The organism is Pseudomonas sp. CH61 (assembly GCF_059429415.1).
In genome coordinates, this window is the sequence record NZ_CM182098.1 from 400,433 (window position 1) to 424,528 (window position 24,096).

Consider the following 24,096-nt stretch of genomic DNA (forward strand, 5'->3'; position numbering starts at 1 on the left):
TTGTCTTTGTTAGCGCAGAGGCCAATGTTGATGACAGGCGTGACGCACGGCGGCGGCGCTGCTCAGTTTGAGCAGGTCGCGGCTGAGGCGCTGGCATTCGGCTTCATGCACCTGGCGCACGCGATCCTTTATTTCGCCGATCTGCACCGGGCTGACCGACAGTTCGGTAACGCCCAGACCGATCAGCACCGGTGTGGCCAGCGGATCAGAGGCGAGGGCGCCGCAGACGCCGACCCAACGTTTATGCACTGCCGCGCCTTCGCAGGTCATGGCGATCAGGCGCAGCAGCGCCGGGTGCAGGGCGTCGACGCGGGCGGCCAGACCTGCGTGGTCGCGATCCATGGCCAAGGTGTATTGCGACAGATCGTTGGTGCCGATCGAGAGGAAGTCAGCGTGTTCGGCGAGTTGTTCGGCCTGCAGCGCGGCGGCGGGGACTTCGATCATCACGCCGATTTCCGGGCGCTGGCTCACGCCAAGTTCGATGCACAAGGTATCGACGCGTTTACGAATGTGCAGCAGCTCATCGACTTCGGTGACCATCGGCAACAGGATCCGGCAACGGTGCAGCGGGCTGACTTGCAGCAGCGCGCGCAGTTGCTGATCGAGGATTTCCGGGCGCGCCTGAGCCAGACGAATGCCGCGCAGGCCGAGTACCGGGTTGGCTTCGATCGGCAGCGGCAGGTAGTCGAGTTGTTTGTCGCCGCCGACGTCGATGGTGCGGATGATCACTGACTTGTTGCCCATCGCATCGATCACGGCTTGATAGGCGCTGCGTTGCTCTTCGACGTCCGGAGCGGTCTGACGATCGACGAACAAAAACTCGGTTCGTAACAGGCCTACACCGTCGGCACCGTTGGCGAAGGCGTCCGCCGTTTCAGCGCTGGAGGCGACATTGGCGACGACTTCGATGTGCACGCCATTACGTGTTTCGGCGGGCAGATGAGCTTTGGCCTGCTGCGTGTCGCGACGTTGCTGGCGATCAATTTGCGCCTGCTTAACTTCAGCCAAGCGCTCAACGTTTGGCTTCAGTTCCAGACGACCACCGTCAGCATCGAGCACCACCGAATGACCTTGCGGCTGATCAAGCAATGCCGAACCCAGCGCCACCATGCACGGCAGCCCTTTGCCGCGCGCCAGAATCGCCACATGCGAAGTCGCGCCACCCGCGGCCATGCACAACCCGGCGACACCTTGCGCGCTGAGTTGCAGCAAATCCGAGGGCGTCAGTTCATGTGCGGCAACAATGGCGCCTGCCGGCACGTCGTAATTCCACGCCTCACCGAGCAACGCACGTAGCACGCGTTGTTTGAGGTCGCGCAGATCGTTGGCGCGTTCGGCCAGCAGCGGGCTGCCGGTGTGTTGCAAGACTTCGCATTGCACATCGATCGACTGGCTCCAGGCGTGAGTCGCCGCAATGCCTTGTTCGATGGATTGCTGTGCAGCGTCGAGCAGCGCCGGGTCTTCGAGCAGTGCCAGATGCGCGGCGAAGATCGCTTCTTCATCGGCATTCTTGTGTTTTTTCGCTTGAACAAGGGTGCCGTCGATTTCATTGCGTACTTGAGTCAGTGCAGCGTCGAGCACCTGCTGTTGCTGCAGCGGATCATGATTGCCAGTGTCCGCCGGCAAACTGATCCCGTTCAAACGAAACAGCGGCCCGCCAACCAGTCCCGGCGCAGCGCAGACACCGTGTAATACGCCAGCTTCGGCCGGGCGTTTAATAGCGGCAACATTGACCGGCGCCGCCGCGTGATGATCATCCGGCAGCGCGGTGGCCAACGCCGTGAGCAATGCTTGCAACGCCGCTTCGGCATCCGGCCCCTGACAGCTGACCTGCACTTCATCCTGCTCGCCAACCGCCAGGCCCATTAGCCCGATCAGGCTGTTGCACGGCGCCGATTTGCCGGCGAAGTGCAGCTGTGACTGGCTCTTGAAACCTTGCGCAGTCTGCCGAATCAGCGCCGCAGGGCGCGCATGCAAACCACCGCGATGAGCCACCAGCACATGACCATGAACCTCCGGCCCGCTCACGTCTGCAACATTCGCCGCCGAGCTGTTACGCGCAACAATGTGCAATAACGGCTCGCCAACCTTCACCGCTTTCAGCGTAATCGGCCGCACTTGAAAATCCTGGCTGTTGGTCAGGATCAACAGGCTGACCAGGCTTTTGCATTGCTGGCCGACCTTGTCGAGGTCATAGCGCAACAACGGCTGACCCTTGCTGACGCGGGTGCCATCCTTGACCAGCATCGAGAAGCCTTCGCCGTTCAACTCAACGGTGTCGAGCCCCAGGTGCAGGAGGATTTCCGCGCCGTTGTCGGCACGCACCGTGAGTGCATGGCCGGTGCGCGCGACGTGAATGATCACCCCGGCGCACGGCGAGTACAGCGTGTCGTTGATCGGGTCGATGGCAATGCCGTCGCCCATCGCGCCGCTGGCGAACACCGCGTCCGGGACTTTGGCGAGCGTGAGCACCGGGCCGCTGAGCGGGGCGCTGAGGGTCAGCTCTTTATTGTTGTTGTGCATGGCTCGGTCTCATCAGGTGTGCAGTCATTCGGACTTAGTGCGTTCGGGTCACTTTGCTCAGGTGGCGCGGCTGATCCGGGTCCATGCCACGGGCCACGGCCAAACCGGCGGCCATCACGTAGAAGCTCTGGATCGCCAGAATCGGATCGAGGGCCGGATGTTCGGCGCGGGTCAGGGTCAGATCGCGTTCGCTGACGTCATCCGGCGCGGCCAACAACACACGGGCGCCGCGCTGACGCATTTCTGCCGCGAGACTCAGAAGGCCAGCCTGCTCTGCGCCGCGTGGGGCGAAGACCAGCAACGGATAGTGTTCGTCGATCAGTGCCATCGGGCCGTGACGGACTTCGGCGCTGCTGAACGCTTCGGCCTGAATCGCCGAGGTTTCCTTGAATTTCAGCGCGGCCTCTTGAGCGATGGCGAAACCGGCACCACGGCCGATGACCATCAAACGCTCGCAATCACGCAACGCTTCGATGGCTAGGCTCCAGTCCTGTTTGGCGGCTTCGCGCAGGCCTTCGGGCAGGGCGTTACCGGCCTCAAGCAATTCGCTGTCCTCTTTCCAGTGCGCGATCAAACGAGCGCTGGCGCTGAGGGTGGCGATAAAACTCTTGGTCGCGGCGACGCTGCTTTCAGTCCCGGCGAGCAGCGGCACGCTGAATTCACACGCCGCTTCCAGTGGCGAATCGGCGGCGTTGACCATCGACACGCTCAGCGCGCCACGCTTGCGCAACAGGCGCAGGCTGTTGACCAGATCCGGGCTCTGCCCCGATTGCGAAAACGCGAACGCGACCTGACCGCTGACCTTCAACGGCGCCTGCTGCATGGTCACCACCGACATCGGCAACGACGCCACCGGCACGCCCAGTTGCTGCATGGTCAGGTAGGCGAAGTAGCTCGCCGCGTGGTCGGAGCTGCCGCGCGCAACGGTCATCGCCACTTGCGGTGGCTGACGGCGCAGACGCCCGGCGATCTCGATCATTTGCGGGTCGAGCTGTTGCAGTTGGGCTTGCACAGCCTCGAACGAGGACAGCGCCTCCTCAAGCATTTTTGAAGTCAATGTCTTCTCCTTCGACCATGACGGCGGTCAGTGTGAGTGAGCGGTCGAGCCGCACGCAGTCGGCCCAGGCACCCGGTTGCAGGCGCCCGCGTTCGTTGATGCCGAGGTAATCGGCGGGGAATTGCGACAGGCGTTGCGAGGCCTCGGCGATCGGCAAACCGATCTTCACCAGGTTGCGCAGGGCTTGATCCATGGTCAGCGTGCTGCCGGCCAAAGTGCCGTCCGGCAGGCGCACGCCGCCCAGGCATTTGGTCACGGTGTGGCTGCCGAGCTTGTATTCACCGTCGGGCATGCCGGCGGCAGCGGTCGAATCGGTCACGCAATACAGGCACGGGATCGAGCGCAGGGCCACGCGGATGGCGCCGGGGTGCACGTGCAGCAAATCCGGAATCAGCTCGGCGAATTTGGCGTGGGCCAGCGCAGCGCCGACGATGCCCGGTTCGCGGTGATGCAGCGGGCTCATGGCGTTGTAAAGGTGAGTGAAACTGGTCGCGCCGGCCTCCATTGCAGCAACGCCTTCCTCGTAGCTGCCGAGGGTGTGGCCGATCTGCATGCGCACGCCACGGCTGCTCAGCTCACGAATCAACGCGTCGTGGCCGGCGATTTCCGGGGCGATGGTGATCACGCGGATCGGCGCCAGTGCCAGGTATTCTTCGACTTCGGCCATCAATGCGGTGTGGGCGAAATTCGGTTGCGCGCCGAGTTTTCCCGGATTGATGTACGGACCTTCGAGGTGTACGCCGAGGACCCGCGCGGCACCTTTCGGACGCTGTTCGCAGAATTCTCCGACTTCTTTCAAGACACTGGAGATCTCGGCACTCGGCGCGGTCATGGTGGTGGCGAGCAGCGAGGTGGTGCCGAAGCGCACGTGGGTTCTGGTGATGGTCTCGAAGGCGCTGGCGCCTTCCATGATGTCTTTGCCACCACCGCCGTGGACGTGCAGATCGATGAAACCGGGCAGCAGATACGGCAGATCATTAGTTGCCGGATCGCAGGGTACGCCTTCGATCGACACGACTTTGCCGTGTTCGTGGATCAGCCGGCCGCGAACCCAGCCGCTGGCGGTGAGGATGTTGTCTTCGGACATTTTGGTTCTCGCTTTGGGCCGTTTTAGCGGCGCAGCTCTGCAACAAAGTCGTAGTAGTCGTTGCGGCAATAGGTGTCGGTGACTTCGATCGGTGTGTTGTCTTCCAGATAACCGACTCGGGTCATCAGCAGCATCGCGGTGCCGGGGGCGATGCCGACCAGCGCGGCGAACTCGTCAGAGGCGTTGATCGCCTGGATGTGCTGCAGGGCGCGGACGATCGGTTTGCCGATGCCGTCGAGGTATTCGTAGAGCGAATCGCCGACCCGTTGCGGCTTGGGCATGATCGAGGCGGGCAGGGTGCTCATCTCGATGGCCATCACCGTGTCATCGGCTTTGCGCAGACGCTTCATGCGCGCGACCTTGTCGTTCGGCGACAGGCTGAGGCGGATCAGTTCTTCGTGAGTCGGCAGGGTGATTTCACGTTCCAGCCAGTGTGAGCTGGGTACGAAGCCCTTGAGGCGGAGCATTTCGCTGAAGCCCGAAAGGCGCGACAGCGGTTGTTCGAGGCGTGGGGTGATGAAGGTGCCGGAGCCTTGCAAGCGGCGGATCAAGCCTTGATCGAGGAGGACTTCCAGCGCCTTGCGCGCAGTCACTCGGGAGATGCCCAGTTGCTCGCTGAGGTTGCGTTCCGAGGGCATCGCCTGCTCGGACTTCCACTGCCCGGCATGAATCGCGGCTTCCAGATTGCGCGCCAGCTGCAGGTACAGCGGCGTCGGCTGGGAGTCGTCCGGGCGTAGGGTATGGAGGTCGTTCATGTAGGGCATTTCCGTCGCGAGTATAGGATTGTTGTGGCTCGCTTGTGGGGCGGAAATTAATACCACTTGAATACCATGTCAACGCGCGAAAATGGGCTTTGGCCCAGTAGGATGGCGGGTTTCAGGGGGTATGGTTTCAAGTGGTATTAGTGGTGGCCTGTAAAAAACAAAAGATCGCAGCCTGCGGCAGCGCCTACAGTTGAGAGTGGTATCACCTCTGTAGGAGCGGCCGCAGGCTGCGATCTTTTGATTTATTTTTTTGCGGGTGACCAGCGGTCGCTGGTTAAGGGCGGATTTCGACCATCGTGCCGTCTGGCACCAGATTCCACACTTCGCGCATGTCGACGTTACGCATGGCGACGCAGCCGTCAGTCCAGTCGAGGGTGTGGAACAGGTCTTCCGGGGTTTCTTCCGAATCCGGCGTGCCGTGGATCATGATCATCCCGCCGGGCTCGACGCCTTCGCGACGGGCGCGGGCCGAATCGCTGATGTTCGGGTAGGAGATGTGCATCGACAGATTGAATTTGTCGCTGGTCTTGCGCCAGTCGATCCAATAGAAACCTTCCGGCGTGCGTTTGTCGCCTTCTATCAGTTTCGGACCTTTTTTCGCGCCTTTGCCTAGAGAGATGCGATAGGTTTTCAGCGGCTTGCCGTCGGCGATCAACTGCAGTTGATGAGCCGACTTAAGCACCAGAACTTTTTCGATAAGAGGCGTATTCGACGGCGTCACGGTGGTCACGAATGACGCTTGGGAGACGGTAACGAAGGACAGGCAGAACAGGGCAAGCAACCAGCGCATTGAAACGATTCCCCAGGAATGACGCAGATACATGATTTATAGGTGTTGTGCAGACGTGCTCGGGTTATCGGCTGGCCGGCGACGAAATCAAGTAATGGCAGGCTGAGCGAGCGGCGGAATCGATTCCGAACGAACCGGGTACACCTCAACACGCCGATCAGCGAAGAAGCATTCTAAGGTACGCCCCACCGTGCGGAAAGCCAGCTCGTCCCAGGGAATGTCGGCTTCGTCGAATAGTTGCACTTCGAGGCTCTCGGGGCCGGCGGCAAAGTCCAGATCGACCAGCTCGGCACGGAAGAACACATGCACCTGACTGATGTGCGGCACATCGATCAGCGTATAGATGCTCAGGTTGCGCACCCGGGCGCAGGCTTCTTCGGCAGTTTCGCGCTCGGCGGCCTGTTCGATGGTTTCGCCGTTCTCCATGAAACCGGCGGGCAACGTCCAGTAACCGAGGCGCGGCTCGATGGCGCGGCGGCAGAGCAATACTTTCGTGCCCCAGGTCGGCACGCAACCGGCAACGATATTGGGGTTCTGATAGTGAATGGTCTGACAGCTGTCACAGACAAATCGCAGCCGCGAATCGCCTTCGGGAATGCGCTGGGTGACCGGGTTACCGCAGTGGCTGCAAAATTTCATGCTGGGCTTCCTGAATGCTGCGCCTATCTTGGCGTGCAGCGGTGTCGGTCGGCAAGTTGTCGTTTCGCGACACGACGGGTTTCGGGGGCTTGGGCGCTCGCAATGATTGGTGCATGATGCAGGGTAAGGCACTGATCGAGAACACTCATGCTGGACGAGCTACTGCATAGGGTAAGCAACCACACACCGCGCACGCTGGAGACCGACACACGTTTCCCCGAGGCCGCCGTTCTGGTGCCGATCACCCGCAGTGACCAACCGGAACTGGTGCTGACCTTGCGTGCCAGCGGGCTCTCGACCCACGGCGGCGAAGTCGCCTTCCCCGGTGGGCGCCGCGATCCGGAAGACCCGGATTTGATCTTTACCGCGCTGCGTGAGGCTGAAGAAGAAATCGGCCTGCCGCCCGGACTCGTCGAAGTCATCGGCCCGCTCAGCCCACTGATCTCCCTGCACGGCATCAAGGTCACGCCTTATGTCGGCGTTATTCCCGATTTTGTCGAATACCGCGCCAACGATGCCGAGATTGCCGCGGTCTTCAGCGTGCCGCTGGAATTCTTCCGCAAAGACCCTCGCGAGCATACCCATCGCATCGACTATCAGGGCCGCAGTTGGTATGTGCCGAGCTATCGCTACGGCGATTTCAAGATCTGGGGCCTGACCGCGATCATGATCGTCGAGTTGATCAATCTGCTCTATGACGCCAAGATCAGTCTGCATCAACCACCGAAAAGCTTTATTGACACCTAAGCCATCGCTCGAATGGCCATCACACCGTGAGCCCTGAGGAAAACAAGATGAAATACCGCCTGGGCGACGCCCGTGTCGAGACCCACCCACAGAGCTGGGTCGCCCCCAATGCCGTGCTGGTGGGCAAGGTCAAACTGGAAGAGGGCGCCAACGTCTGGTTCAACGCCGTGCTGCGCGGCGACAACGAACTGATCCTGATCGGCAAGAACAGCAATGTGCAGGATGGCACGGTGATGCATACCGATATGGGCTTTCCGCTGACCATCGGTACCGGCGTGACCATCGGCCATAACGCCATGCTGCATGGCTGCACCGTCGGCGATTACAGCCTGATCGGCATCAATGCGGTGATTCTCAACGGCGCGAAGATCGGCAAGAACTGCATCATTGGCGCCAATTCGCTGATCGGCGAGGGCAAGGAAATTCCCGATGGTTCGCTGGTGATGGGCTCGCCGGGCAAGGTCGTGCGCGAGCTGACCGAGCCGCAGAAAAAAATGCTTGAGGCCAGCGCCGCGCACTATGTGCATAACTCGCAGCGTTATGCCCGCGATCTGGTTGAGCAGGAAGAATGAACACGCCAGAAAGACCGGTAGCCTCGCCGTGCGTGAATATTTGTGCACTGGATGAGGCTGACATCTGTACTGGTTGCCAGCGTACGGTCGAGGAGATCACCCGCTGGGGCCGCATGACCAACGACGAGCGCCGGGTGGTGTTGGGGTTGTGTCATGAGCGGGCGAAGGCGAGTGGGTTGGTGTGGATGATCCCTTCGAAGTCGTGATCGGCTTGAGGGTGCCCTCACCCTAACCCTCTCCCAGAGGGAGAGGGGACTGACCGAGGTGTCTTTCGCTATACGCCGACCTGACATGTCGAGTCGGACTCAAGATTTGAAAGGCCCCCAACAGGCTCCCTTCCCTTCGTTTTTTGAAGGGGGAGGGAATGACCGGGTTGATTGTTCGGTCCGTACCGGCCTGCGTTCTCCAGTCGAACTCGGGATTCGATTCAACGAAGATCTGCTCCCTTTCCCCCTCGCCCCCCTTGGGGGAGAGGGCTGGGGTGAGGGGGTGGCTCTTGATCTGCGGGTCCAGTAATCTGTGCGCCAATCTGCCAGGTCGCCTCCATGATTTTCCTCATCGCCTACATCAGCAGCGTCGTGCTGATCAACTTTGCTTTCTCCACCGCTCCACACCTGGACATCATCTGGTCGGCCTGGGGCGGTCTGGTCTTCATACTGCGCGACATGGTGCAAACCCGCTTCGGCCACGGTGCACTCGTGGCGATGCTGGCGGCGTTGGTGCTGTCTTATGTCACGTCAGATCCTTCCATTGCCCTTGCCAGCGCCACGGCGTTCGCAGTGTCGGAAATCATCGACTGGCTGGTGTTCAGTATCACCAAGCGCCCATTGCGCGACCGTTTGTGGATCAGTTCGGCGCTGAGCATTCCCATCGATACGTTCATCTTCTTCGGCATGATCGACCTGCTGACGCCGCCGGTGATCATTACTGCTCTGCTGTCGAAATTCGCCGGCGTCACCGCCGTGTGGCTGATCATGGCCTGGCGTGAGCGTAAACAGGCCGTCGCCGGCTGAAGCCAAACCCTCAGGTTCATGTAAAATGCCGCGCTTTCTCCCCATGGAAAGCGCGTCTGGCGTTGCTTTCCTCGATGATCCGCTTCTTTGAGGACCTGAGATGACCCGTATCGGAACTCCATTGTCGCCGACCGCGACCCGCGTATTGCTGTGTGGCTGTGGTGAGTTGGGCAAGGAAGTGGTGATCGAGCTGCAACGCTTGGGCGTTGAAGTGATCGCCGTTGACCGTTACGCCAACGCGCCGGCCATGCAAGTCGCCCATCGCAGCCACGTGATCAACATGCTCGACGGCGCCGCTCTGCGCGCGGTGATCGAAGCCGAGAAACCGCACTTCATCGTGCCGGAAATCGAAGCCATCGCCACCGCCACCCTGGTCGAACTGGAAGCCGAAGGCTTCACCGTGATCCCGACCGCTCGCGCTGCGCAATTGACCATGAACCGCGAAGGCATCCGTCGTCTGGCCGCCGAAGAGCTGGACCTGCCGACCTCGCCGTACCACTTTGCCGACACCTTCGAGGATTACAGCAAAGCCGTTGAAGACCTGGGTTTCCCCTGCGTCGTCAAACCGGTAATGAGCTCGTCGGGCAAAGGCCAGAGCCTGCTGCGCAGCGTCGATGACGTGCAGAAAGCCTGGGATTACGCACAGGAGGGCGGTCGCGCCGGTAAAGGCCGGGTGATCATCGAAGGCTTTATCGATTTCGACTACGAAATCACCCTGCTGACCGTGCGCCACATCGGCGGCACTACGTTCTGCGCGCCGGTCGGTCACCGTCAGGAGAAGGGCGACTATCAGGAATCCTGGCAGCCGCAAGCCATGAGCCCGATTGCCCTGGCTGAGTCCGAGCGTGTTGCCAAAGCGGTGACTGAAGCGCTGGGTGGTCGTGGTCTGTTCGGCGTTGAGCTGTTCATCAAGGGTGATCAGGTGTGGTTCAGCGAGGTCTCCCCACGTCCGCATGACACCGGCCTGGTCACACTGATTTCGCAGGATCTGTCGCAGTTCGCCCTGCACGCTCGCGCAATTCTGGGCCTGCCGGTGCCGCTGATTCGTCAGTTCGGACCATCGGCTTCGGCGGTGATTCTGGTGGAAGGGCAGTCGACTCAGACGGCGTTCGCCAATCTGGGAGCTGCGTTGAGCGAGCCGGACACGGCGTTGCGACTGTTTGGCAAGCCGGAAGTGAATGGTCAGCGCCGCATGGGCGTGGCGTTGGCGCGGGATGAGTCGATCGAGGCTGCTCGTGCCAAGGCGACTCGTGCTGCTCAGGCTGTTGTTGTAGAGCTGTAAACCGAGTCGCGGCATTCGCGAGCAGGCTCGCTCCCACATGGGATTGGGTGAACACAGTATCTGTGACCAACCCCAAAACCTTGTGGGAGCGAGCCTGCTCGCGAAGCTTTTGATCTTCTGTCAGGCAACCCGATTCAGATCGTTATCCCTCGTCTCTTTCAGGCACAGCACCGCAATCAAACTCAGCACCGCCGCCCCCGACACATACCCGCCGACATAACTCAGCCCCCCCATCGCCACCAGTTTCTGCGCAAAGAACGGCGCCGCCGAGGCCCCGACAATGCCGCCCAGGTTATACGCCGCCGAAGCACCGGTGTAACGCACGTGGGTCGGAAACAACTCAGGCAACAGTGCCCCCATCGGCGCAAACGTCACGCCCATCAAGAACAGCTCGATGCACAGAAACAGCGCCACACCCCAGGTCGAGCCCTGAGTCAGCAACGGTTCCATCAGAAACCCGGAAAGAATCGCCAGCACGCCGCCGATGATCAGCACCGGTTTGCGCCCGTAACGGTCGCTGGCCCACGCGGACAATGGCGTAGCGGCGGCCATGAACAGCACAGCGAAGCACAGCAACCCAAGGAACGTCTCACGGCTATAGCCGAGTGTGGAAACCCCGTAGCTCAGGGAAAACACCGTCGAGATATAGAACAGCGCATAGCACACCACCATCGCTGCCGCGCCCAGCAATGTCGGTGCCCAATACTGGCTGAACAGCTCGACCAAGGGGATTTTTACCCGCTCCTGACGGGCGATGGCGTTGGCGAACACCGGCGTTTCGTGCAGCTTCAATCGCACGTACAGACCGACCATCACCAGCGCCGCACTGAGCAGAAACGGAATACGCCAGCCCCAACTGCGGAATTGCTCGTCATCGAGGGTCATGGCCAAAGTCAGAAACAAGCCGTTGGCCGCGAGAAAACCAATCGAAGGGCCGAGCTGTGGAAACATCCCGAACCACGCGCGCTTACCTTTCGGCGCGTTTTCCGTGGCCAGCAGCGCAGCACCGCCCCATTCACCGCCCAATCCCAGGCCCTGACCAAAGCGCAGCACGCACAGTAGAATCGGTGCCCAGGCGCCAATCGTGGCGTAACCCGGCAGCACGCCGATCAGCGTCGTACATACGCCCATCAACAATAGCGAAGCGACCAGCGTCGACTTGCGCCCGATGCGGTCACCGAAGTGGCCGAACAACGCCGAGCCCAGCGGTCGGGCGAGGAAGGCAATACCAAAGGTCAGAAATGCCGACAGCATCTGCGCGGTGCCGGAGGTCTGCGGAAAGAACACCGGCCCGATCACCAGCGCAGCCGCGGTGGCGTAAACATAGAAGTCGTAGAACTCGATCGCGGTGCCGATAAAACTCGCCGTCGCCACGCGGGTGGCGGAGTTGGTCGGTTGGGCAGGGGTGGTGTCGCTGATAGCGGTACTGGTTGTCATGCGGTGATCCCTGACAGTCATGAGCTCCGTTGGAGCGAATTATTATGGTCGAACACCCAGGGATGTGGGATGAGGCGCGGTCGCTGTTTCAGGTAGGAACAGTCGCCGGAGTACAGCGGAAATAGCCGAAACCTGTTGTGTGCGGGGTAAGCACAAGGTTCGGCGGGGCTTGGGTAAGCTGATTCGATTATAGGAAGGGGGCTAACAATCAAACAAGAGCAAAGATCGCAGGGTAGGAGCTGCCGAAGGCTGCGATCTTTTGATCTTCTATCGGGCAGGCACCAAAACAGGCACAGAAGAGGTATGCCAGATCAACACCTTGCTCACCCGGTTCTCCTCAGTCTCAAGAATCTCCAGGCGATAACGCCCGATCTTCAAGCAAACCGCACTTTCCGGAATCGTCTCCAACGCCTCAGTCACCAGACCATTCAGCGTTTTCGGACCATCGCTCGGCAAATGCCAGCCGAGGCATTTGTTCAATTCGCGGATCGACGCTGCACCGTCAATCACCATGCGGCCATCGCCCTGCGGATGAATGTGCGGATTATCGATGCTGTGCTCGCTTTCGAATTCGCCAACGATTTCTTCGAGAATATCTTCCAGCGTAACGATGCCGAGCACTTCACCGTACTCGTCGACCACCATGCCGAGCCGCCGCTGCTGTTTATGGAAGTTCAGCAGTTGCAGTTGCAGCGGCGTGCTTTCCGGCACGAAGTAAGGTTCGTAACTGGCCGCCAGCAGCGCTTCACGGGTCAAATCACCCTTGTTCAGCAGATGACGGATCTGCCGCGTGTTGAGCACCGCTTCCACTTGGTTGATGTCGCTATGGAACACCGGCAGGCGCGTGCGTTTGTTATGCCGCAGTTGTTCGATGATCTCTTCGATCGAATCGTCGAGGTTGATGCCGTCGACGTCACTGCGCGGCACCAGAATGTCGTTGACCGTGATGTTGTCCAGCGCATGAATGCCGGAAACCGGGTGCGCGCGAACCGGATGCTCTGGATCGTCGTAGCGATCGGCGGGCGAGTCATCTTCGCTTTGCTGCACTACCTGAACTTTGCGGGCAAACGGGCTCATCAGCAAACCGCTGATACGACTGAACAGCCAGGCAAACGGATAAACAATCTTCAACGGCACGGCCAGCAAGGTGTTGCCGAACGCCAGCACCGCATCGGGGTAACGATGGGCGACGGTACGCGGGAAGTAATCGGCAAACACCAGCAGGATCGCACCCGCACCGAGGCATGCCGCCCACGGGCCGTTTTCTTCGCAGAGAAAAATCGCCAGCAGCGTCGCAATCACCACAGCGAGCGCACGGCACAAGGTATTGCAGAGAATCAGGCTGTCGAGCGGAAAGCTCAGCTTCGCCAGCGGTTTGTCGCTGGCGCGCGAGGCGGTGCGCTGCGCGAGCAGGTGCTGTTGCGCGATTTCGACGGCGGTAAACAGCCCTGACCACAAAATCAGCAGGACAAATACCGCGAGCATCGGCCCTAAGGGCAAACCGTCCATTTATGCCGCCCGTCAGATGTGCAGGATGTATTCACGAACCAGTTTGCTGCCGAAGTACGCCAACATCAGCAGGCAGAAACCGGCGAGGGTCCAGCGAATCGCCTTGTGACCGCGCCAGCCGAGACGATTGCGGCCCCAGAGCAGTACGCTGAAGACGATCCAGGCCAGACAGGCCAGCAAGGTCTTGTGCACCAGATGCTGGGCGAACAGGTTCTCGACGAACAGCCAGCCGGAGATCAGCGACAGCGACAGCAGCGTCCAGCCGGCCCAGAGGAAGCCGAACAGCAGGCTTTCCATGGTTTGCAGCGGCGGGAAGTTCTTGATCAGCCCGGACGGATGCTTGTGTTTGAGCTGGTGGTCTTGCACCAATAGCAGCAAGGCCTGGAACACCGCGATGGTGAACATGCCGTAGGCGAGGATCGACAACAGAATGTGCGCGAGGATACCCGGCTCTTCATCGATGATCTGCACCGTGCCGGTCGGCGCGAACTGCGCCAGCAGCACCGTGACCGCACCGAGCGGGAACAGCAGCACCAGCAGGTTTTCCACCGGGATCCGTGAGCAGGCGATCAGCGTCAGCGCGATCACTGCCGCTGCAATCAGGCTGGAGGCGCTGAAGAAATCCAGGCCCAGGCCGATCGGCGTCAGCAAATGCGTGAGCAGGCTGGCAGCGTGGGCCACGACGGCGAAAACGCCGAGGGTAACCAGCAGGCGCTTGTTCGCCTTGGCGCCGGTGGCCAGACGAGTGCTCTGATAAAGGGTCGCAGCGGCATATAGAAGGGCGGCGGCGAGAGTGGTCAATAAACTGGGTGACAAGGGGAGCATAAATCCTGTTAGGCAGGCCCGAAAGGGGCTGAGTTTGGCATAGAACCGCCATGGCACGAAAGACTCAGGAAGCTGACAGCGAGGTGTCCGCCAGCCGCAGTCTTCGCTATAATCCGCGACCTGCCCACGCCGCCGGCTCGCCGAGCACATGTTGATTCCGGTCTGGGCCGCCATTATCCCGGTCTACACAGGGCCTGAAAGGATCGCGCAATGTTTGAAAACTTAACCGACCGTCTCTCGCAGACGCTGCGCCATGTCACCGGCAAGGCGAAGCTGACCGAGGACAATATCAAAGACACCCTGCGTGAAGTGCGCATGGCGTTGCTCGAAGCCGACGTCGCCTTGCCGGTGGTCAAGGACTTCGTCAATTCGGTCAAGGAGCGCGCTGTCGGCACCGAGGTGTCGCGCAGCCTGACGCCGGGCCAGGCATTCGTGAAGATCGTCCAGGCTGAGCTCGAAAGCCTGATGGGCGCGGCCAACGAAGATCTGAACCTGAGCGCTGTGCCGCCCGCCGTGATTCTGATGGCCGGTCTGCAGGGCGCCGGTAAAACCACCACCGCCGGCAAACTGGCGCGCTTCCTTAAAGAGCGCAAGAAGAAGTCGGTCATGGTCGTGTCGGCGGACGTTTACCGTCCTGCCGCTATTAAACAGCTGGAAACCCTGGCCAACGACATCGGCGTGACGTTCTTCCCGTCCGACCTGAGCCAGAAGCCGGTCGACATCGCCACCGCAGCTATTAAAGAAGCAAAACTGAAATTCATCGACGTAGTCATCGTCGATACCGCCGGTCGTCTGCACATCGACGAAGAGATGATGGGCGAGATCAAGGCGCTGCACGCCGCGATCAACCCGGTCGAAACCCTGTTCGTGGTCGACGCCATGACTGGCCAGGACGCCGCCAACACGGCCAAGGCCTTCGGTGATGCACTGCCGCTGACCGGTGTGATCCTGACCAAGGTCGACGGCGACGCCCGTGGCGGTGCTGCATTGTCGGTACGTGCCATCACCGGCAAGCCGATCAAGTTCATCGGTATGGGCGAGAAGAGCGAAGCGCTCGATCCGTTCCACCCTGAGCGTATCGCCTCGCGCATTCTTGGCATGGGCGACGTGCTCAGCCTGATCGAACAGGCCGAAGCGACCCTCGACAAAGACAAGGCCGACAAACTGGCCAAGAAGCTGAAGAAGGGCAAGGGCTTCGACCTCGAAGACTTCCGCGATCAGCTGCAACAGATGAAGAACATGGGCGGCCTCGGCGGGCTCATGGACAAACTGCCGAGCATCGGCGGCGTCAACCTGTCGCAAATGGGCAATGCCCAGAATGCTGCAGAGAAACAATTCAAGCAGATGGAAGCCATCATCAACTCCATGACCCCGGCCGAGCGCCGCGACCCTGAGCTGATCAGCGGTTCGCGCAAACGTCGTATCGCCATGGGCTCAGGCACTCAGGTGCAGGACATCGGCCGCTTGATCAAGCAGCACAAGCAGATGCAGAAGATGATGAAGAAATTCACCGCCAAGGGCGGAATGGCGAAAATGATGCGCGGCATGGGCGGAATGTTGCCCGGCGGCGGCATGCCAAAGATGTGAGGTGTCCCGTCTCACCCCTTCTGCTCACTTTTGACGAGTGAAATGGGTGAGACAGGACACTGAGACTTCGCCGGTCGTCGCACCGGCGCAGACCCTGCAAGGACGCAGGATCAACAGCAAACCCGCACTCGGCGGGAGCTGACTGGCCGTTTTCATCGACGGCTCTATATGCAGATCTGCACGGCATGCCATAGGCGCCGGAAAAAGTCATTTGCAAAAGTCCGGATATTCCTTAGAATATGCGGCCTTTCGGGCACCCATGCCCGCTGTGCATTTAGATTTGCAGCACCGACTACAGGAACGATGTTCACATGCTAACAATCCGTCTTGCCCTTGGCGGCTCCAAAAAGCGCCCGTTTTACCACCTGACCGTAACCGACTCGCGTAACCCGCGTGACGGCTCCCACAAAGAACAGGTTGGTTTCTTCAACCCTGTTGCCCGTGGTCAGGAAATCCGTCTGTCCGTGAACCAAGAGCGCGTAGCCTACTGGCTGAGCGTTGGTGCACAGCCTTCTGAGCGTGTTGCTCAGTTGCTGAAGGAATCTGCAAAGGCTGCGGCCTGAGCAATATGAACGCGACGCCTGCTGTTGCCGATGATTTGATCGTTATTGGCAAAATTTATTCTGTTCATGGCGTTCGCGGCGAAGTGAAGGTTTATTCCTTTACTGATCCGACTGAAAACCTGTTGCAGTACAAAACCTGGACGCTCAAACGCGAAGGCAATGTCAAACAGGTCGAGCTGGTCAGTGGACGCGGGAGCGACAAGTTCCTGGTCGCAAAGCTCAAGGGTCTTGATGATCGTGAAGAAGCTCGTCTTCTGGCCGGTTATGAGATCTGCGTGCCGCGCAATCTGTTCGCTGAATTGACCGACGGTGAGTACTACTGGTACCAGCTGGAAGGTCTGAAGGTTATTGATCAACTGGGGCAATTGCTCGGGAAGATCGATCATCTTCTGGAAACCGGCGCCAATGATGTAATGGTCGTCAAGCCTTGCGCTGGCAGCCTGGATGATCGCGAACGCCTGTTGCCCTATACGGAGCAATGCGTGTTGGCCATCGACCTGGCAGCGGGCGAGATGAAGGTGGATTGGGACGCGGACTTCTAAACGTGGCTAATTTGCGCGTAGAAGTGATCAGTTTGTTTCCCGAGATGTTTTCCGCCATCGGCGACTACGGCATCACCAGTCGTGCGGTCAAACAGGGGCTCTTGCAGCTGACCTGTTGGAATCCGCGGAACTACACGACGGATCGGCATCACACTGTGGACGATCGCCCGTTTGGCGGTGGTCCGGGCATGGTGATGAAGATCAAGCCCCTGGAAGATGCTCTGGTTCAGGCCAAGGCAGCAGCCGGGGAGGCGGCGAAGGTGATTTACCTGTCCCCCCAAGGCCGTCAACTGACTCAGTCGGCGGTACGCGAGTTGGCACAATCGGATGCATTGATCCTGATTGCCGGCCGCTATGAAGGCATTGACGAGCGCTTTATTGAGGCTCATGTCGATGAAGAGTGGTCGATTGGCGACTATGTACTGTCTGGCGGCGAGCTGCCGGCGATGGTCCTGATCGATGCGGTTACACGACTGCTGCCTGGAGCTTTAGGGCATGCGGATTCCGCTGAGGAAGATTCCTTTACGGATGGTCTGCTGGATTGCCCGCACTACACCCGACCTGAGGTGTATGCGGATCAGCGTGTTCCCGACGTGTTGCTGAGTGGCAATCACGCGCATATCCGGCGTTGGCGTTTACAGCAGTCCCTTGGTAGGACCTTTGAACGACGCGCCGATCTTCTGGAAAGCCGCTCGCTTTCTGGAGAAGAGAAGAAGCTGCTCGAGGAATACATCCGCGAGCGGGACGATAGTTAACAACGTATCGATGGTAGATCGAACGATTTACCTTAGGAGCACAGCATGACCAACAAAATCATCCTTGCACTCGAAGCAGAGCAGATGACCAAAGAAATCCCTACCTTCGCCCCAGGCGACACTATTGTCGTTCAGGTGAAAGTGAAGGAAGGCGATCGTTCCCGTCTGCAAGCGTTCGAAGGCGTTGTAATCGCCAAGCGTAACCGCGGCGTGAACAGTGCGTTCACCGTTCGTAAAATCTCCAACGGTGTTGGCGTAGAACGTACTTTCCAGACCTACTCCCCGCAGATCGACAGCATGGCTGTCAAACGTCGCGGTGACGTACGTAAAGCCAAGCTGTACTACCTGCGCGACCTGTCGGGTAAAGCAGCTCGCATCAAGGAAAAACTGGCTTAAGTCCAGCTTCCGATGCAGAAAAAAGCAGCCTACGGGCTGCTTTTTTGTTGCCCGAAATTCCTCCCATTCCCCTGTAGGAGCTGCCGAAGGCTGCGATCTTTTGATCTTGCTTTGCTTGGCACCCGTATACACGAGCAGCAATTGCCATGACTCCCCGCGACCAGGAAATCCAACGCCGCACCGAACTCTCGGTGACCCGCGTGACCAAAGCCGTCTTCCCGCCGACCACCAACCACCACAACACCCTGTTCGGCGGCACGGCGCTCGCATGGATGGACGAAGTGTCGTTCATCACCGCCACGCGCTTCTGCCGCTTGCCACTGGTGACCGTGTCCACCGACCGCATCGACTTCAATCACGCGATCCCGGCCGGTTCCATCGTCGAGTTGGTGGGAAGGGTGATCAAGGTCGGCAACACCAGCCTCAAGGTCGAGGTGGAAGTGTTTGTCGAGAGCATGAGCTGTGATGGCCGCGAGAAGGCGATTCATGGGCAGTTCAGCTTTGTCGCCATTGATGATGACAAGCGGCCAGTGCCGGTGCTGCCAGGGTTTGCTGCCTGATCTGATATCGAGTCGCGCCATTCGCGAGCAGGCTCGCTCCCACAGTGATCGGGGTAAACACAACATTTGTGTCCGGCACAGAACCTGTGGGAGCGAGCCTGCTCGCGAAGGCGTCAGCTCAGACGCCGCTGGCCTCCGGCTGAATCAAGGCCAGCAACGTCCACCCCGCACCAGGCTTCACCGCCGTCTCCGGCGTCACCACATGCACCCAGCCACTGTCATCGCGCATGAACAACAACGTCGCGCGATTCCCATGCAGTGCGCGGTAATCCTCCCAGCCAAATCCATCCGTCAGCGTCGTGCTATACAACTCGGCACCCTGTCCCATCTGGCTGGCGAGTTTCGCGTAGGTAAACGCCTCGCTGCCCAACTGATTGCCGCGATGTTCCAGACTCGCACGATGCTTGTCGCTACGCCGGCTCTCATGACCACTGGCCAACCCGAACAAACGCTGATGGCCGAAGTCGTGACGAAAACGCATGGCCGCTAAGGTATTCAGCTCACCCGAAGGCGACAGCGCCAGCAAATGCCCGAGCCCGACCAGGTCCAGATGCGCATCGGCATGTTGCGAGGCCGGGTTGCCGAAATACGTCGGCAAACCTTCCATGCGTGCAGCGCGAATGTTTTCCCAGCTCGAATCGGTCAGCAGCACGCGGCTGCCCAGTTGCTGCAGCGACTTACCCAGCTCCCGCGCGGGGCCGTTGGCGCCGACGATCAGAAAACCGCTCGGCGCCGGTTCTGCAACCTTCAACAGGCGAGCCAGCGGTCGTGCCGTGGCGCTCTGCAGCACGACGGTGCCGATAATCACCGCGAAGGTCAGCGGCACCAGCAGCAACGCACCTTCATGCCCGGCTTCATGCAGGCGAATCGCGAAAATCGCCGAGACCGCCGCCGCGACAATCCCGCGTGGCGCGATCCAGCACAGCAATGCCCGCTCACGCCAGCTCAGGCTGGAGCCCGCGGTACTGAGCAACACGTTCAGCGGCCGGGCGATCAACTGAATCACCAGCAGCAGAATCAGCACCAGCGGCCCCAGCCCGATCAACGCATACAGATCCAGCCGCGCCGCCAGCAAAATGAACAACCCGGAAATCAGCAGCACGCTGAGGTTTTCCTTGAAGTGCAGGATGTGCCGTACATCCACGCCCTTCATGTTGGCCAGCCACATGCCCATCAACGTCACCGCCAACAGTCCCGACTCGTGCATCACGGTGTTCGAAGCAATGAAAATCCCCAGCACCGCCGCCAGCGAGGCGAGGTTATGCAGATATTCCGGCAGCCACTGCCGGCGGATCACCGTGCCGAGCAACCAACCGCCGACAATCCCGAACACCGCGCCACAGACAATCACGCCGCCAAAAGTGAACAGGCTCTGCTTAAGTCCATGACCTTCAGCGCTGGCAATGATGAAGCTGTAAACCACCACGGCGAGGAGGGCGCCGATCGGGTCGATGACAATGCCTTCCCAGCGCAGAATGTTGGCAATCGAGGCTTTCGGCCGCACCACGCGCAGCATCGGCACGATCACCGTCGGCCCGGTCACCAGCGTCAGGCTGCCGAACAGGATGGCCAACATCCAGTCGAAACCGAGCAGGAAGTGCGTAGCCACCGCGATAACGATCCAGGTCGAAATCGCGCCAAGGGTCACCAAACGATGGACGACGCTGCCGATCTCCTTCCATTCCGACAGGTGCAGGGTCAGGCTGCCCTCGAACAGAATCAGCGCCACGGCCAGCGATACTAGCGGCATCAATAGCGGCCCGAACATTTCCTGTGGGTCGAGCCAGCCCAGCACCGGGCCGACCAGAATGCCGGTCAGCAGCAGGAACAGAATCGCCGGCAGCTTCAGGCGCCAGGCCAGCCATTGGCACCCCAGCGCCGCCGCGCCAATCCCGCCAAATGCCAGTAGAATTTGCTGCTCGTTCATTGATGCTCCCTGTTCCTTGAAATAGCGGGCTATGAAAGACTAGCGTCCATTCCTACAGTTCACTCTACATTTGCGCGTCGGCCTCAAGGTCGCGTGTCTTGAGCGCCCATGCCTGCCATCGACCATCCATTGATTGACCAATTCCTCGACGCTTTATGGCTGGAGAAGGGCCTGTCCGACAACACCCGCGGCGCCTATCGCAGCGATCTGGCGCTGTTCAATGGCTGGCTGCAGGAGAAAAACCTTGAGTTGATCAACGCCGGTCGCGAACTGATCCTCGATCATCTGGCCTGGCGTCTTGAGCAGAACTACAAACCGCGCTCCACAGCGAGATTTCTCTCCGGTGTGCGTGGCTTTTATCGCTATCTGCTGCGGGAAAAGCTGATCAGCGTCGACCCGACATTGCGCATCGACATGCCGCAACTCGGTAGGCCACTGCCCAAGTCCTTGTCGGAAGCCGACGTCGAGGCGCTGCTCAAGGCACCGGATTTGAGCGAAGCGATCGGCCAGCGTGACCGCGCCATGCTGGAAGTGTTGTACGCCTGCGGGCTGCGTGTGACCGAACTGGTCAGTCTGACGCTGGAGCAGGTCAACCTGCGTCAAGGTGTGTTGCGGGTGATGGGCAAGGGCAGCAAGGAACGGCTGGTGCCGATGGGCGAGGAGGCGATTGTCTGGATTGAGCGCTACATGCGCGATGGTCGTGGCGAACTGCTCGGTGGGCGGCCCAGTGATGTGCTGTTTCCCAGTCAGCGCGGCGAGCAGATGACTCGCCAGACCTTCTGGCACCGGATCAAGCATCAGGCCAAGGTTGCCGGGATCGGCAAGTCGCTGTCGCCGCATACCTTGCGTCACGCGTTTGCCACGCACCTGCTCAACCATGGCGCGGATTTGCGCGTGGTGCAGATGCTGCTCGGCCACAGCGACCTCTCCACCACGCAGATCTACACCCACGTCGCCCGCGCCCGGCTGCAAGACCTGCACGCCAAACATCACCCAAGAGGCTGAACAAAAATCCTGTGGGAGCGAGCCTGCTCGCGAAGAGGGAGTGTCAGTCTGCGTTCATTTAGCTGACACACCGCTTTCGCGAGCAGGCTCGCTCCCACAAGGATCTGTGCAGTCCTGAAAGTGTGGCGACAGGCGCATTCGGCCACCGTGGCCTTATGTGTTAGGCTTTGCCGGTTTGCACGATGGACGGTTATGACCCGGTGTTCCGGCACGGGCGTTCTGATCGTTCCATTTGTCCGCCTTCAGGAGTTCTCATGCGTCTGACCCAGATTTTCGCCGCCGCAGCCATTGCGTTGGTCAGCACCTTTGCCGTCGCCGATGACGCGGCCGACAAAGCGATTCGTCAAAGCCTGGAAAAACTCGAACTCGAGGTTCCGGTAGAAAGCATCAGTGCCAGCCCGTTGCCGGGCATGTACGAAGTCAAGCTCAAGGGCAGCCGCGTGCTCTACGCCAGCGCCGACGGCCAGTACATCGTTCAGGGTTACCTGTTCCAGCTCAAGGACGGCAAACCGGTCAACCTGACCGAGAAGACCGAGCGCCTGGGCATCTCCAAACTGATCAATGCCATTCCGGTTGCCGAAACCGTGGTGTACCCGGCCGTGGGCGAAACCAAATCGCACATCACCGTGTTCACCGACACCACCTGCCCGTACTGCCACAAACTGCACGCCGAAGTGCCTGAACTGAACAAGCGCGGCATTGAAGTGCGTTATGTTGCGTTCCCGCGCCAGGGTTTGAACTCGCCGGGTGACGAGCAACTGCAAGCCGTGTGGTGCTCGAAAGACAAGAAAGCCGCCATGGACAAAATGGTCGATGGCAAGGAAATCAAGGCCGCCAAGTGCGATAACCCGGTTTCCAAACAGTTCGCCCTCGGTCAGTCGATCGGCGTGAACGGTACACCGGCCATCGTTTTGGCTGACGGACAAGTGATTCCGGGCTACCAGCCTGCGCCACAAGTCGCCAAACTGGCGCTGGGCGCGAAGTAAATTCGCATCGTCACGGTCAACCGTGACGATCATGGTTCGGCAGCCACATCGCCGGGCCATTAATAGAGAGCCGCGAGCACGCGGTTGTTTTCCGGCCGACCCCGCGTCGGCCGTTTTATGGGGAGTTCACAGTGAATCCGGTCAAAGTAGGCATCTGTGGGTTAGGGACCGTCGGTGGCGGTACCTTCAACGTACTTCAGCGCAACGCCGAGGAAATTGCTCGTCGTGCCGGGCGTGGAATCGAAGTGGCACAAATTGCCATGCGCACGCCAAAGCCTCAGTTCCAGACGACCGGTATTGCGATTACCAACGATGTCTTCGAAGTGGCCACGAACCCTGAGATCGACATCGTCATAGAGCTGATGGGCGGCTACACCGTTGCCCGCGAGCTGGTACTCAAGGCCATCGAGAATGGCAAGCATGTGGTCACCGCGAACAAGGCTCTGATTGCCGTTCACGGTAATGAAATTTTCGCCAAGGCTCGCGAGAAAGGCGTGATCGTGGCGTTCGAAGCGGCCGTGGCCGGTGGCATTCCGGTGATCAAGGCGATCCGTGAAGGCCTGTCCGCCAACCGCATCAACTGGGTCGCCGGGATCATCAACGGCACCGGTAACTTCATCCTCACCGAAATGCGCGAGAAGGGCCGTACCTTCGAAGACGTGCTGGCCGAAGCGCAGGCACTGGGTTACGCCGAAGCCGATCCGACCTTCGACGTTGAAGGCATCGACGCCGCGCACAAACTGACGATTCTGGCCTCCATCGCCTTCGGCATTCCGCTGCAATTCGACAAGGCTTACACCGAAGGCATCACCAAGCTGACCACCGCTGACGTCAACTACGCCGAAGCGCTGGGCTACCGCATCAAGCACCTCGGTGTGGCGCGCAGCACTGCCGCCGGCATCGAGTTGCGCGTACACCCGACGCTGATCCCGGCCGATCGCCTGATCGCCAACGTCAACGGCGTGATGAACGCAGTCATGGTCAACGGTGACGCTGCCGGTTCGACGCTGTTCTACGGCGCTGGCGCTGGCATGGAGCCAACCGCTTCGTCGGTGATCGCCGATCTGGTCGACGTGGTTCGCGCCATGACTTCCGACCCGGAAAACCGCGTGCCGCATCTGGCCTTCCAGCCGGACTCGCTGTCGGCCCATCCGATCCTGCCGATCGAAGCCTGCGAAAGCGCTTACTACCTGCGCATTCAGGCCAAGGACCATCCGGGCGTACTCGCTCAGGTGGCGAGCATCCTCTCGGAGCGCGGCATCAACATCGAGTCGATCATGCAGAAGGAAGTCGAGGAACACGACGGTCTGGTGCCAATGATCCTGCTGACCCACCGTGTGGTCGAGCAGCGCATCAACGATGCCATCGCCGCCCTCGAAGCGCTGGCCGGCGTGAATGGTCCGGTTGTCCGGATCCGCGTCGAGCACCTGAACTAAACAGAAGCAGCTGCAAGCTTCGAGCTGCAAGCTGCAAGAGAAAAGCGGTCTGGCTTTTACTTGCAGCTTGTAGCTCGTAGCTTGAAGCTCAAAC

24 protein-coding genes are annotated in these 24,096 nt (G+C 60.1%); 14 read left to right on the forward strand and 10 right to left on the reverse strand.

The window, feature by feature from the left end:
* Window positions 1–9 precede the first annotated feature (9 nt).
* The 6 genes from ptsP to AC5SEM_RS01760 form a co-directional block, all read right to left on the reverse strand.
* A complete protein-coding gene (gene ptsP / locus AC5SEM_RS01735) occupies window positions 10–2,523 on the reverse strand; it encodes a phosphoenolpyruvate--protein phosphotransferase (protein WP_495472048.1) in 2,514 nt (837 codons plus the stop codon).
* Between the two features lie 34 nt (window positions 2,524–2,557).
* Window positions 2,558–3,580, reverse strand: a complete 1,023-nt coding sequence (locus AC5SEM_RS01740) for an SIS domain-containing protein (protein ID WP_150691932.1) — start codon at window positions 3,578–3,580, stop codon at window positions 2,558–2,560.
* The gene (gene nagA, locus AC5SEM_RS01745) at window positions 3,561–4,667 is read right to left on the reverse strand and encodes an N-acetylglucosamine-6-phosphate deacetylase (protein WP_495472049.1); all 1,107 of its coding nucleotides are present in this window, start codon (window positions 4,665–4,667) and stop codon (window positions 3,561–3,563) included. Before nagA ends, AC5SEM_RS01740 begins: the two co-directional genes overlap by 20 nt.
* 23 nt (window positions 4,668–4,690) lie before the next feature.
* On the reverse strand, window positions 4,691–5,422 hold the full coding sequence (locus AC5SEM_RS01750; RefSeq protein WP_077571250.1) for a GntR family transcriptional regulator: 732 nt from the start codon (window positions 5,420–5,422) through the stop codon (window positions 4,691–4,693).
* Between the two features lie 283 nt (window positions 5,423–5,705).
* Window positions 5,706–6,221 carry a L,D-transpeptidase family protein gene (locus AC5SEM_RS01755; RefSeq protein WP_095050942.1) on the reverse strand — a complete coding sequence of 172 codons (516 nt, stop codon included), beginning with the start codon at window positions 6,219–6,221 and terminating at the stop codon, window positions 5,706–5,708.
* An 87-nt stretch (window positions 6,222–6,308) separates the two neighbouring features.
* Complete coding sequence (locus tag AC5SEM_RS01760; RefSeq protein WP_077571252.1) at window positions 6,309–6,860, reverse strand: NUDIX hydrolase; 552 nt, start codon at window positions 6,858–6,860, stop codon at window positions 6,309–6,311.
* A gap of 147 nt (window positions 6,861–7,007) precedes the next feature.
* Here AC5SEM_RS01760 and AC5SEM_RS01765 point away from each other — a divergent pair, with 147 nt between their 5' ends.
* The 5 genes from AC5SEM_RS01765 (at window position 7,008) to purT (ending at window position 10,474) form a co-directional block, all read left to right on the forward strand.
* Window positions 7,008–7,607 (forward strand): CoA pyrophosphatase, encoded by a 600-nt coding sequence (locus AC5SEM_RS01765; protein WP_077571253.1) that lies wholly within the window; start codon window positions 7,008–7,010, stop codon window positions 7,605–7,607.
* Between the two features lie 47 nt (window positions 7,608–7,654).
* Window positions 7,655–8,179: a gamma carbonic anhydrase family protein gene (locus AC5SEM_RS01770; protein ID WP_034154816.1), complete on the forward strand. Its 525-nt coding sequence runs from the start codon at window positions 7,655–7,657 to the stop codon at window positions 8,177–8,179.
* On the forward strand, window positions 8,176–8,385 hold the full coding sequence (locus tag AC5SEM_RS01775; protein ID WP_007908996.1) for a DUF1289 domain-containing protein: 210 nt from the start codon (window positions 8,176–8,178) through the stop codon (window positions 8,383–8,385). Before AC5SEM_RS01770 ends, AC5SEM_RS01775 begins: the two co-directional genes overlap by 4 nt.
* A 339-nt stretch (window positions 8,386–8,724) precedes the next feature.
* Window positions 8,725–9,192, forward strand: a complete 468-nt coding sequence (locus AC5SEM_RS01780; RefSeq protein WP_495472050.1) for a preQ0 transporter — start codon at window positions 8,725–8,727, stop codon at window positions 9,190–9,192.
* Between the two features lie 100 nt (window positions 9,193–9,292).
* Window positions 9,293–10,474 (forward strand): formate-dependent phosphoribosylglycinamide formyltransferase, encoded by a 1,182-nt coding sequence (purT, locus tag AC5SEM_RS01785; protein ID WP_016986367.1) that lies wholly within the window; start codon window positions 9,293–9,295, stop codon window positions 10,472–10,474.
* Window positions 10,475–10,594: 120 nt separating this feature from the next.
* Here the strand turns inward: purT and AC5SEM_RS01790 are convergent, their stop codons facing one another.
* From AC5SEM_RS01790 to AC5SEM_RS01800, 3 genes are all read right to left on the reverse strand, one after another.
* Window positions 10,595–11,911, reverse strand: a complete 1,317-nt coding sequence (locus AC5SEM_RS01790; RefSeq protein WP_137219471.1) for an MFS transporter — start codon at window positions 11,909–11,911, stop codon at window positions 10,595–10,597.
* Between the two features lie 267 nt (window positions 11,912–12,178).
* Entirely contained in the window at window positions 12,179–13,420 is a 1,242-nt protein-coding gene (locus AC5SEM_RS01795) for a transporter associated domain-containing protein (RefSeq protein ID WP_495472051.1), read from the reverse strand.
* 12 nt (window positions 13,421–13,432) lie between these two features.
* Window positions 13,433–14,245, reverse strand: coding sequence for a cytochrome C assembly family protein (locus tag AC5SEM_RS01800; protein ID WP_137219473.1), 813 nt, complete (start codon window positions 14,243–14,245; stop codon window positions 13,433–13,435).
* Window positions 14,246–14,455: 210 nt separating this feature from the next.
* Here AC5SEM_RS01800 and ffh point away from each other — a divergent pair, with 210 nt between their 5' ends.
* The 6 genes from ffh to AC5SEM_RS01830 all read left to right on the forward strand — a co-directional run bounded on the left by ffh (window position 14,456) and on the right by AC5SEM_RS01830 (window position 18,648).
* Window positions 14,456–15,832 carry a signal recognition particle protein gene (gene ffh / locus AC5SEM_RS01805; protein ID WP_008081630.1) on the forward strand — a complete coding sequence of 459 codons (1,377 nt, stop codon included), beginning with the start codon at window positions 14,456–14,458 and terminating at the stop codon, window positions 15,830–15,832.
* A gap of 311 nt (window positions 15,833–16,143) precedes the next feature.
* Window positions 16,144–16,395, forward strand: coding sequence for a 30S ribosomal protein S16 (rpsP, locus tag AC5SEM_RS01810; RefSeq protein WP_003185073.1), 252 nt, complete (start codon window positions 16,144–16,146; stop codon window positions 16,393–16,395).
* 5 nt (window positions 16,396–16,400) lie between these two features.
* Window positions 16,401–16,937: a ribosome maturation factor RimM gene (rimM, locus tag AC5SEM_RS01815; protein WP_141128877.1), complete on the forward strand. Its 537-nt coding sequence runs from the start codon at window positions 16,401–16,403 to the stop codon at window positions 16,935–16,937.
* Window positions 16,938–16,939: 2 nt separating this feature from the next.
* A complete protein-coding gene (gene trmD / locus AC5SEM_RS01820; RefSeq protein WP_077571260.1) occupies window positions 16,940–17,692 on the forward strand; it encodes a tRNA (guanosine(37)-N1)-methyltransferase TrmD in 753 nt (250 codons plus the stop codon).
* 45 nt (window positions 17,693–17,737) lie between these two features.
* A complete protein-coding gene (rplS, locus tag AC5SEM_RS01825; RefSeq protein ID WP_003175895.1) occupies window positions 17,738–18,088 on the forward strand; it encodes a 50S ribosomal protein L19 in 351 nt (116 codons plus the stop codon).
* A gap of 146 nt (window positions 18,089–18,234) precedes the next feature.
* On the forward strand, window positions 18,235–18,648 hold the full coding sequence (locus AC5SEM_RS01830) for an acyl-CoA thioesterase (RefSeq protein ID WP_331694843.1): 414 nt from the start codon (window positions 18,235–18,237) through the stop codon (window positions 18,646–18,648).
* Between the two features lie 118 nt (window positions 18,649–18,766).
* Here AC5SEM_RS01830 and AC5SEM_RS01835 read toward each other — a convergent pair whose 3' ends face one another.
* Entirely contained in the window at window positions 18,767–20,575 is a 1,809-nt protein-coding gene (locus AC5SEM_RS01835) for a cation:proton antiporter (RefSeq protein WP_212622904.1), read from the reverse strand.
* Window positions 20,576–20,683: 108 nt separating this feature from the next.
* On the opposite strand from AC5SEM_RS01835, the gene xerD reads away from it, so the two are divergent.
* From xerD to AC5SEM_RS01850, 3 genes are all read left to right on the forward strand, one after another.
* Window positions 20,684–21,580, forward strand: a complete 897-nt coding sequence (gene xerD, locus AC5SEM_RS01840) for a site-specific tyrosine recombinase XerD (protein ID WP_495472052.1) — start codon at window positions 20,684–20,686, stop codon at window positions 21,578–21,580.
* Window positions 21,581–21,834: 254 nt separating this feature from the next.
* Entirely contained in the window at window positions 21,835–22,566 is a 732-nt protein-coding gene (gene dsbC / locus AC5SEM_RS01845) for a bifunctional protein-disulfide isomerase/oxidoreductase DsbC (protein ID WP_007908974.1), read from the forward strand.
* A 131-nt stretch (window positions 22,567–22,697) separates the two neighbouring features.
* Complete coding sequence (locus AC5SEM_RS01850) at window positions 22,698–24,002, forward strand: homoserine dehydrogenase (RefSeq protein ID WP_007908972.1); 1,305 nt, start codon at window positions 22,698–22,700, stop codon at window positions 24,000–24,002.
* The last annotated feature ends 94 nt before the right edge of the window (window positions 24,003–24,096 follow it).

Bases quoted from the DNA above. Each gene is read 5' to 3' on its own strand.
- AC5SEM_RS01770 (WP_034154816.1), top strand. From the start codon at position 7,655: ATGAAATACCGCCTGGGCGACGCCCGTGTCGAGACCCACCCACAGAGC.
- rpsP (WP_003185073.1), top strand. From the start codon at position 16,144: ATGCTAACAATCCGTCTTGCCCTTGGCGGCTCCAAAAAGCGCCCGTTT.
- rimM (WP_141128877.1), top strand. From the start codon at position 16,401: ATGAACGCGACGCCTGCTGTTGCCGATGATTTGATCGTTATTGGCAAA.
- ptsP (WP_495472048.1), bottom strand. From the start codon at position 2,523: ATGCACAACAACAATAAAGAGCTGACCCTCAGCGCCCCGCTCAGCGGC.
- dsbC (WP_007908974.1), top strand. From the start codon at position 21,835: ATGCGTCTGACCCAGATTTTCGCCGCCGCAGCCATTGCGTTGGTCAGC.
- xerD (WP_495472052.1), top strand. From the start codon at position 20,684: ATGCCTGCCATCGACCATCCATTGATTGACCAATTCCTCGACGCTTTA.
- AC5SEM_RS01800 (WP_137219473.1), bottom strand. From the start codon at position 14,245: ATGCTCCCCTTGTCACCCAGTTTATTGACCACTCTCGCCGCCGCCCTT.
- AC5SEM_RS01795 (WP_495472051.1), bottom strand. From the start codon at position 13,420: ATGGACGGTTTGCCCTTAGGGCCGATGCTCGCGGTATTTGTCCTGCTG.
- AC5SEM_RS01835 (WP_212622904.1), bottom strand. From the start codon at position 20,575: ATGAACGAGCAGCAAATTCTACTGGCATTTGGCGGGATTGGCGCGGCG.
- AC5SEM_RS01830 (WP_331694843.1), top strand. From the start codon at position 18,235: ATGACTCCCCGCGACCAGGAAATCCAACGCCGCACCGAACTCTCGGTG.
- nagA (WP_495472049.1), bottom strand. From the start codon at position 4,667: ATGTCCGAAGACAACATCCTCACCGCCAGCGGCTGGGTTCGCGGCCGG.
- AC5SEM_RS01775 (WP_007908996.1), top strand. From the start codon at position 8,176: ATGAACACGCCAGAAAGACCGGTAGCCTCGCCGTGCGTGAATATTTGT.
- ffh (WP_008081630.1), top strand. From the start codon at position 14,456: ATGTTTGAAAACTTAACCGACCGTCTCTCGCAGACGCTGCGCCATGTC.
- AC5SEM_RS01760 (WP_077571252.1), bottom strand. From the start codon at position 6,860: ATGAAATTTTGCAGCCACTGCGGTAACCCGGTCACCCAGCGCATTCCC.
- AC5SEM_RS01755 (WP_095050942.1), bottom strand. From the start codon at position 6,221: ATGCGCTGGTTGCTTGCCCTGTTCTGCCTGTCCTTCGTTACCGTCTCC.
- AC5SEM_RS01765 (WP_077571253.1), top strand. From the start codon at position 7,008: ATGCTGGACGAGCTACTGCATAGGGTAAGCAACCACACACCGCGCACG.
- AC5SEM_RS01780 (WP_495472050.1), top strand. From the start codon at position 8,725: ATGATTTTCCTCATCGCCTACATCAGCAGCGTCGTGCTGATCAACTTT.
- AC5SEM_RS01750 (WP_077571250.1), bottom strand. From the start codon at position 5,422: ATGAACGACCTCCATACCCTACGCCCGGACGACTCCCAGCCGACGCCG.
- rplS (WP_003175895.1), top strand. From the start codon at position 17,738: ATGACCAACAAAATCATCCTTGCACTCGAAGCAGAGCAGATGACCAAA.
- purT (WP_016986367.1), top strand. From the start codon at position 9,293: ATGACCCGTATCGGAACTCCATTGTCGCCGACCGCGACCCGCGTATTG.
- AC5SEM_RS01790 (WP_137219471.1), bottom strand. From the start codon at position 11,911: ATGACAACCAGTACCGCTATCAGCGACACCACCCCTGCCCAACCGACC.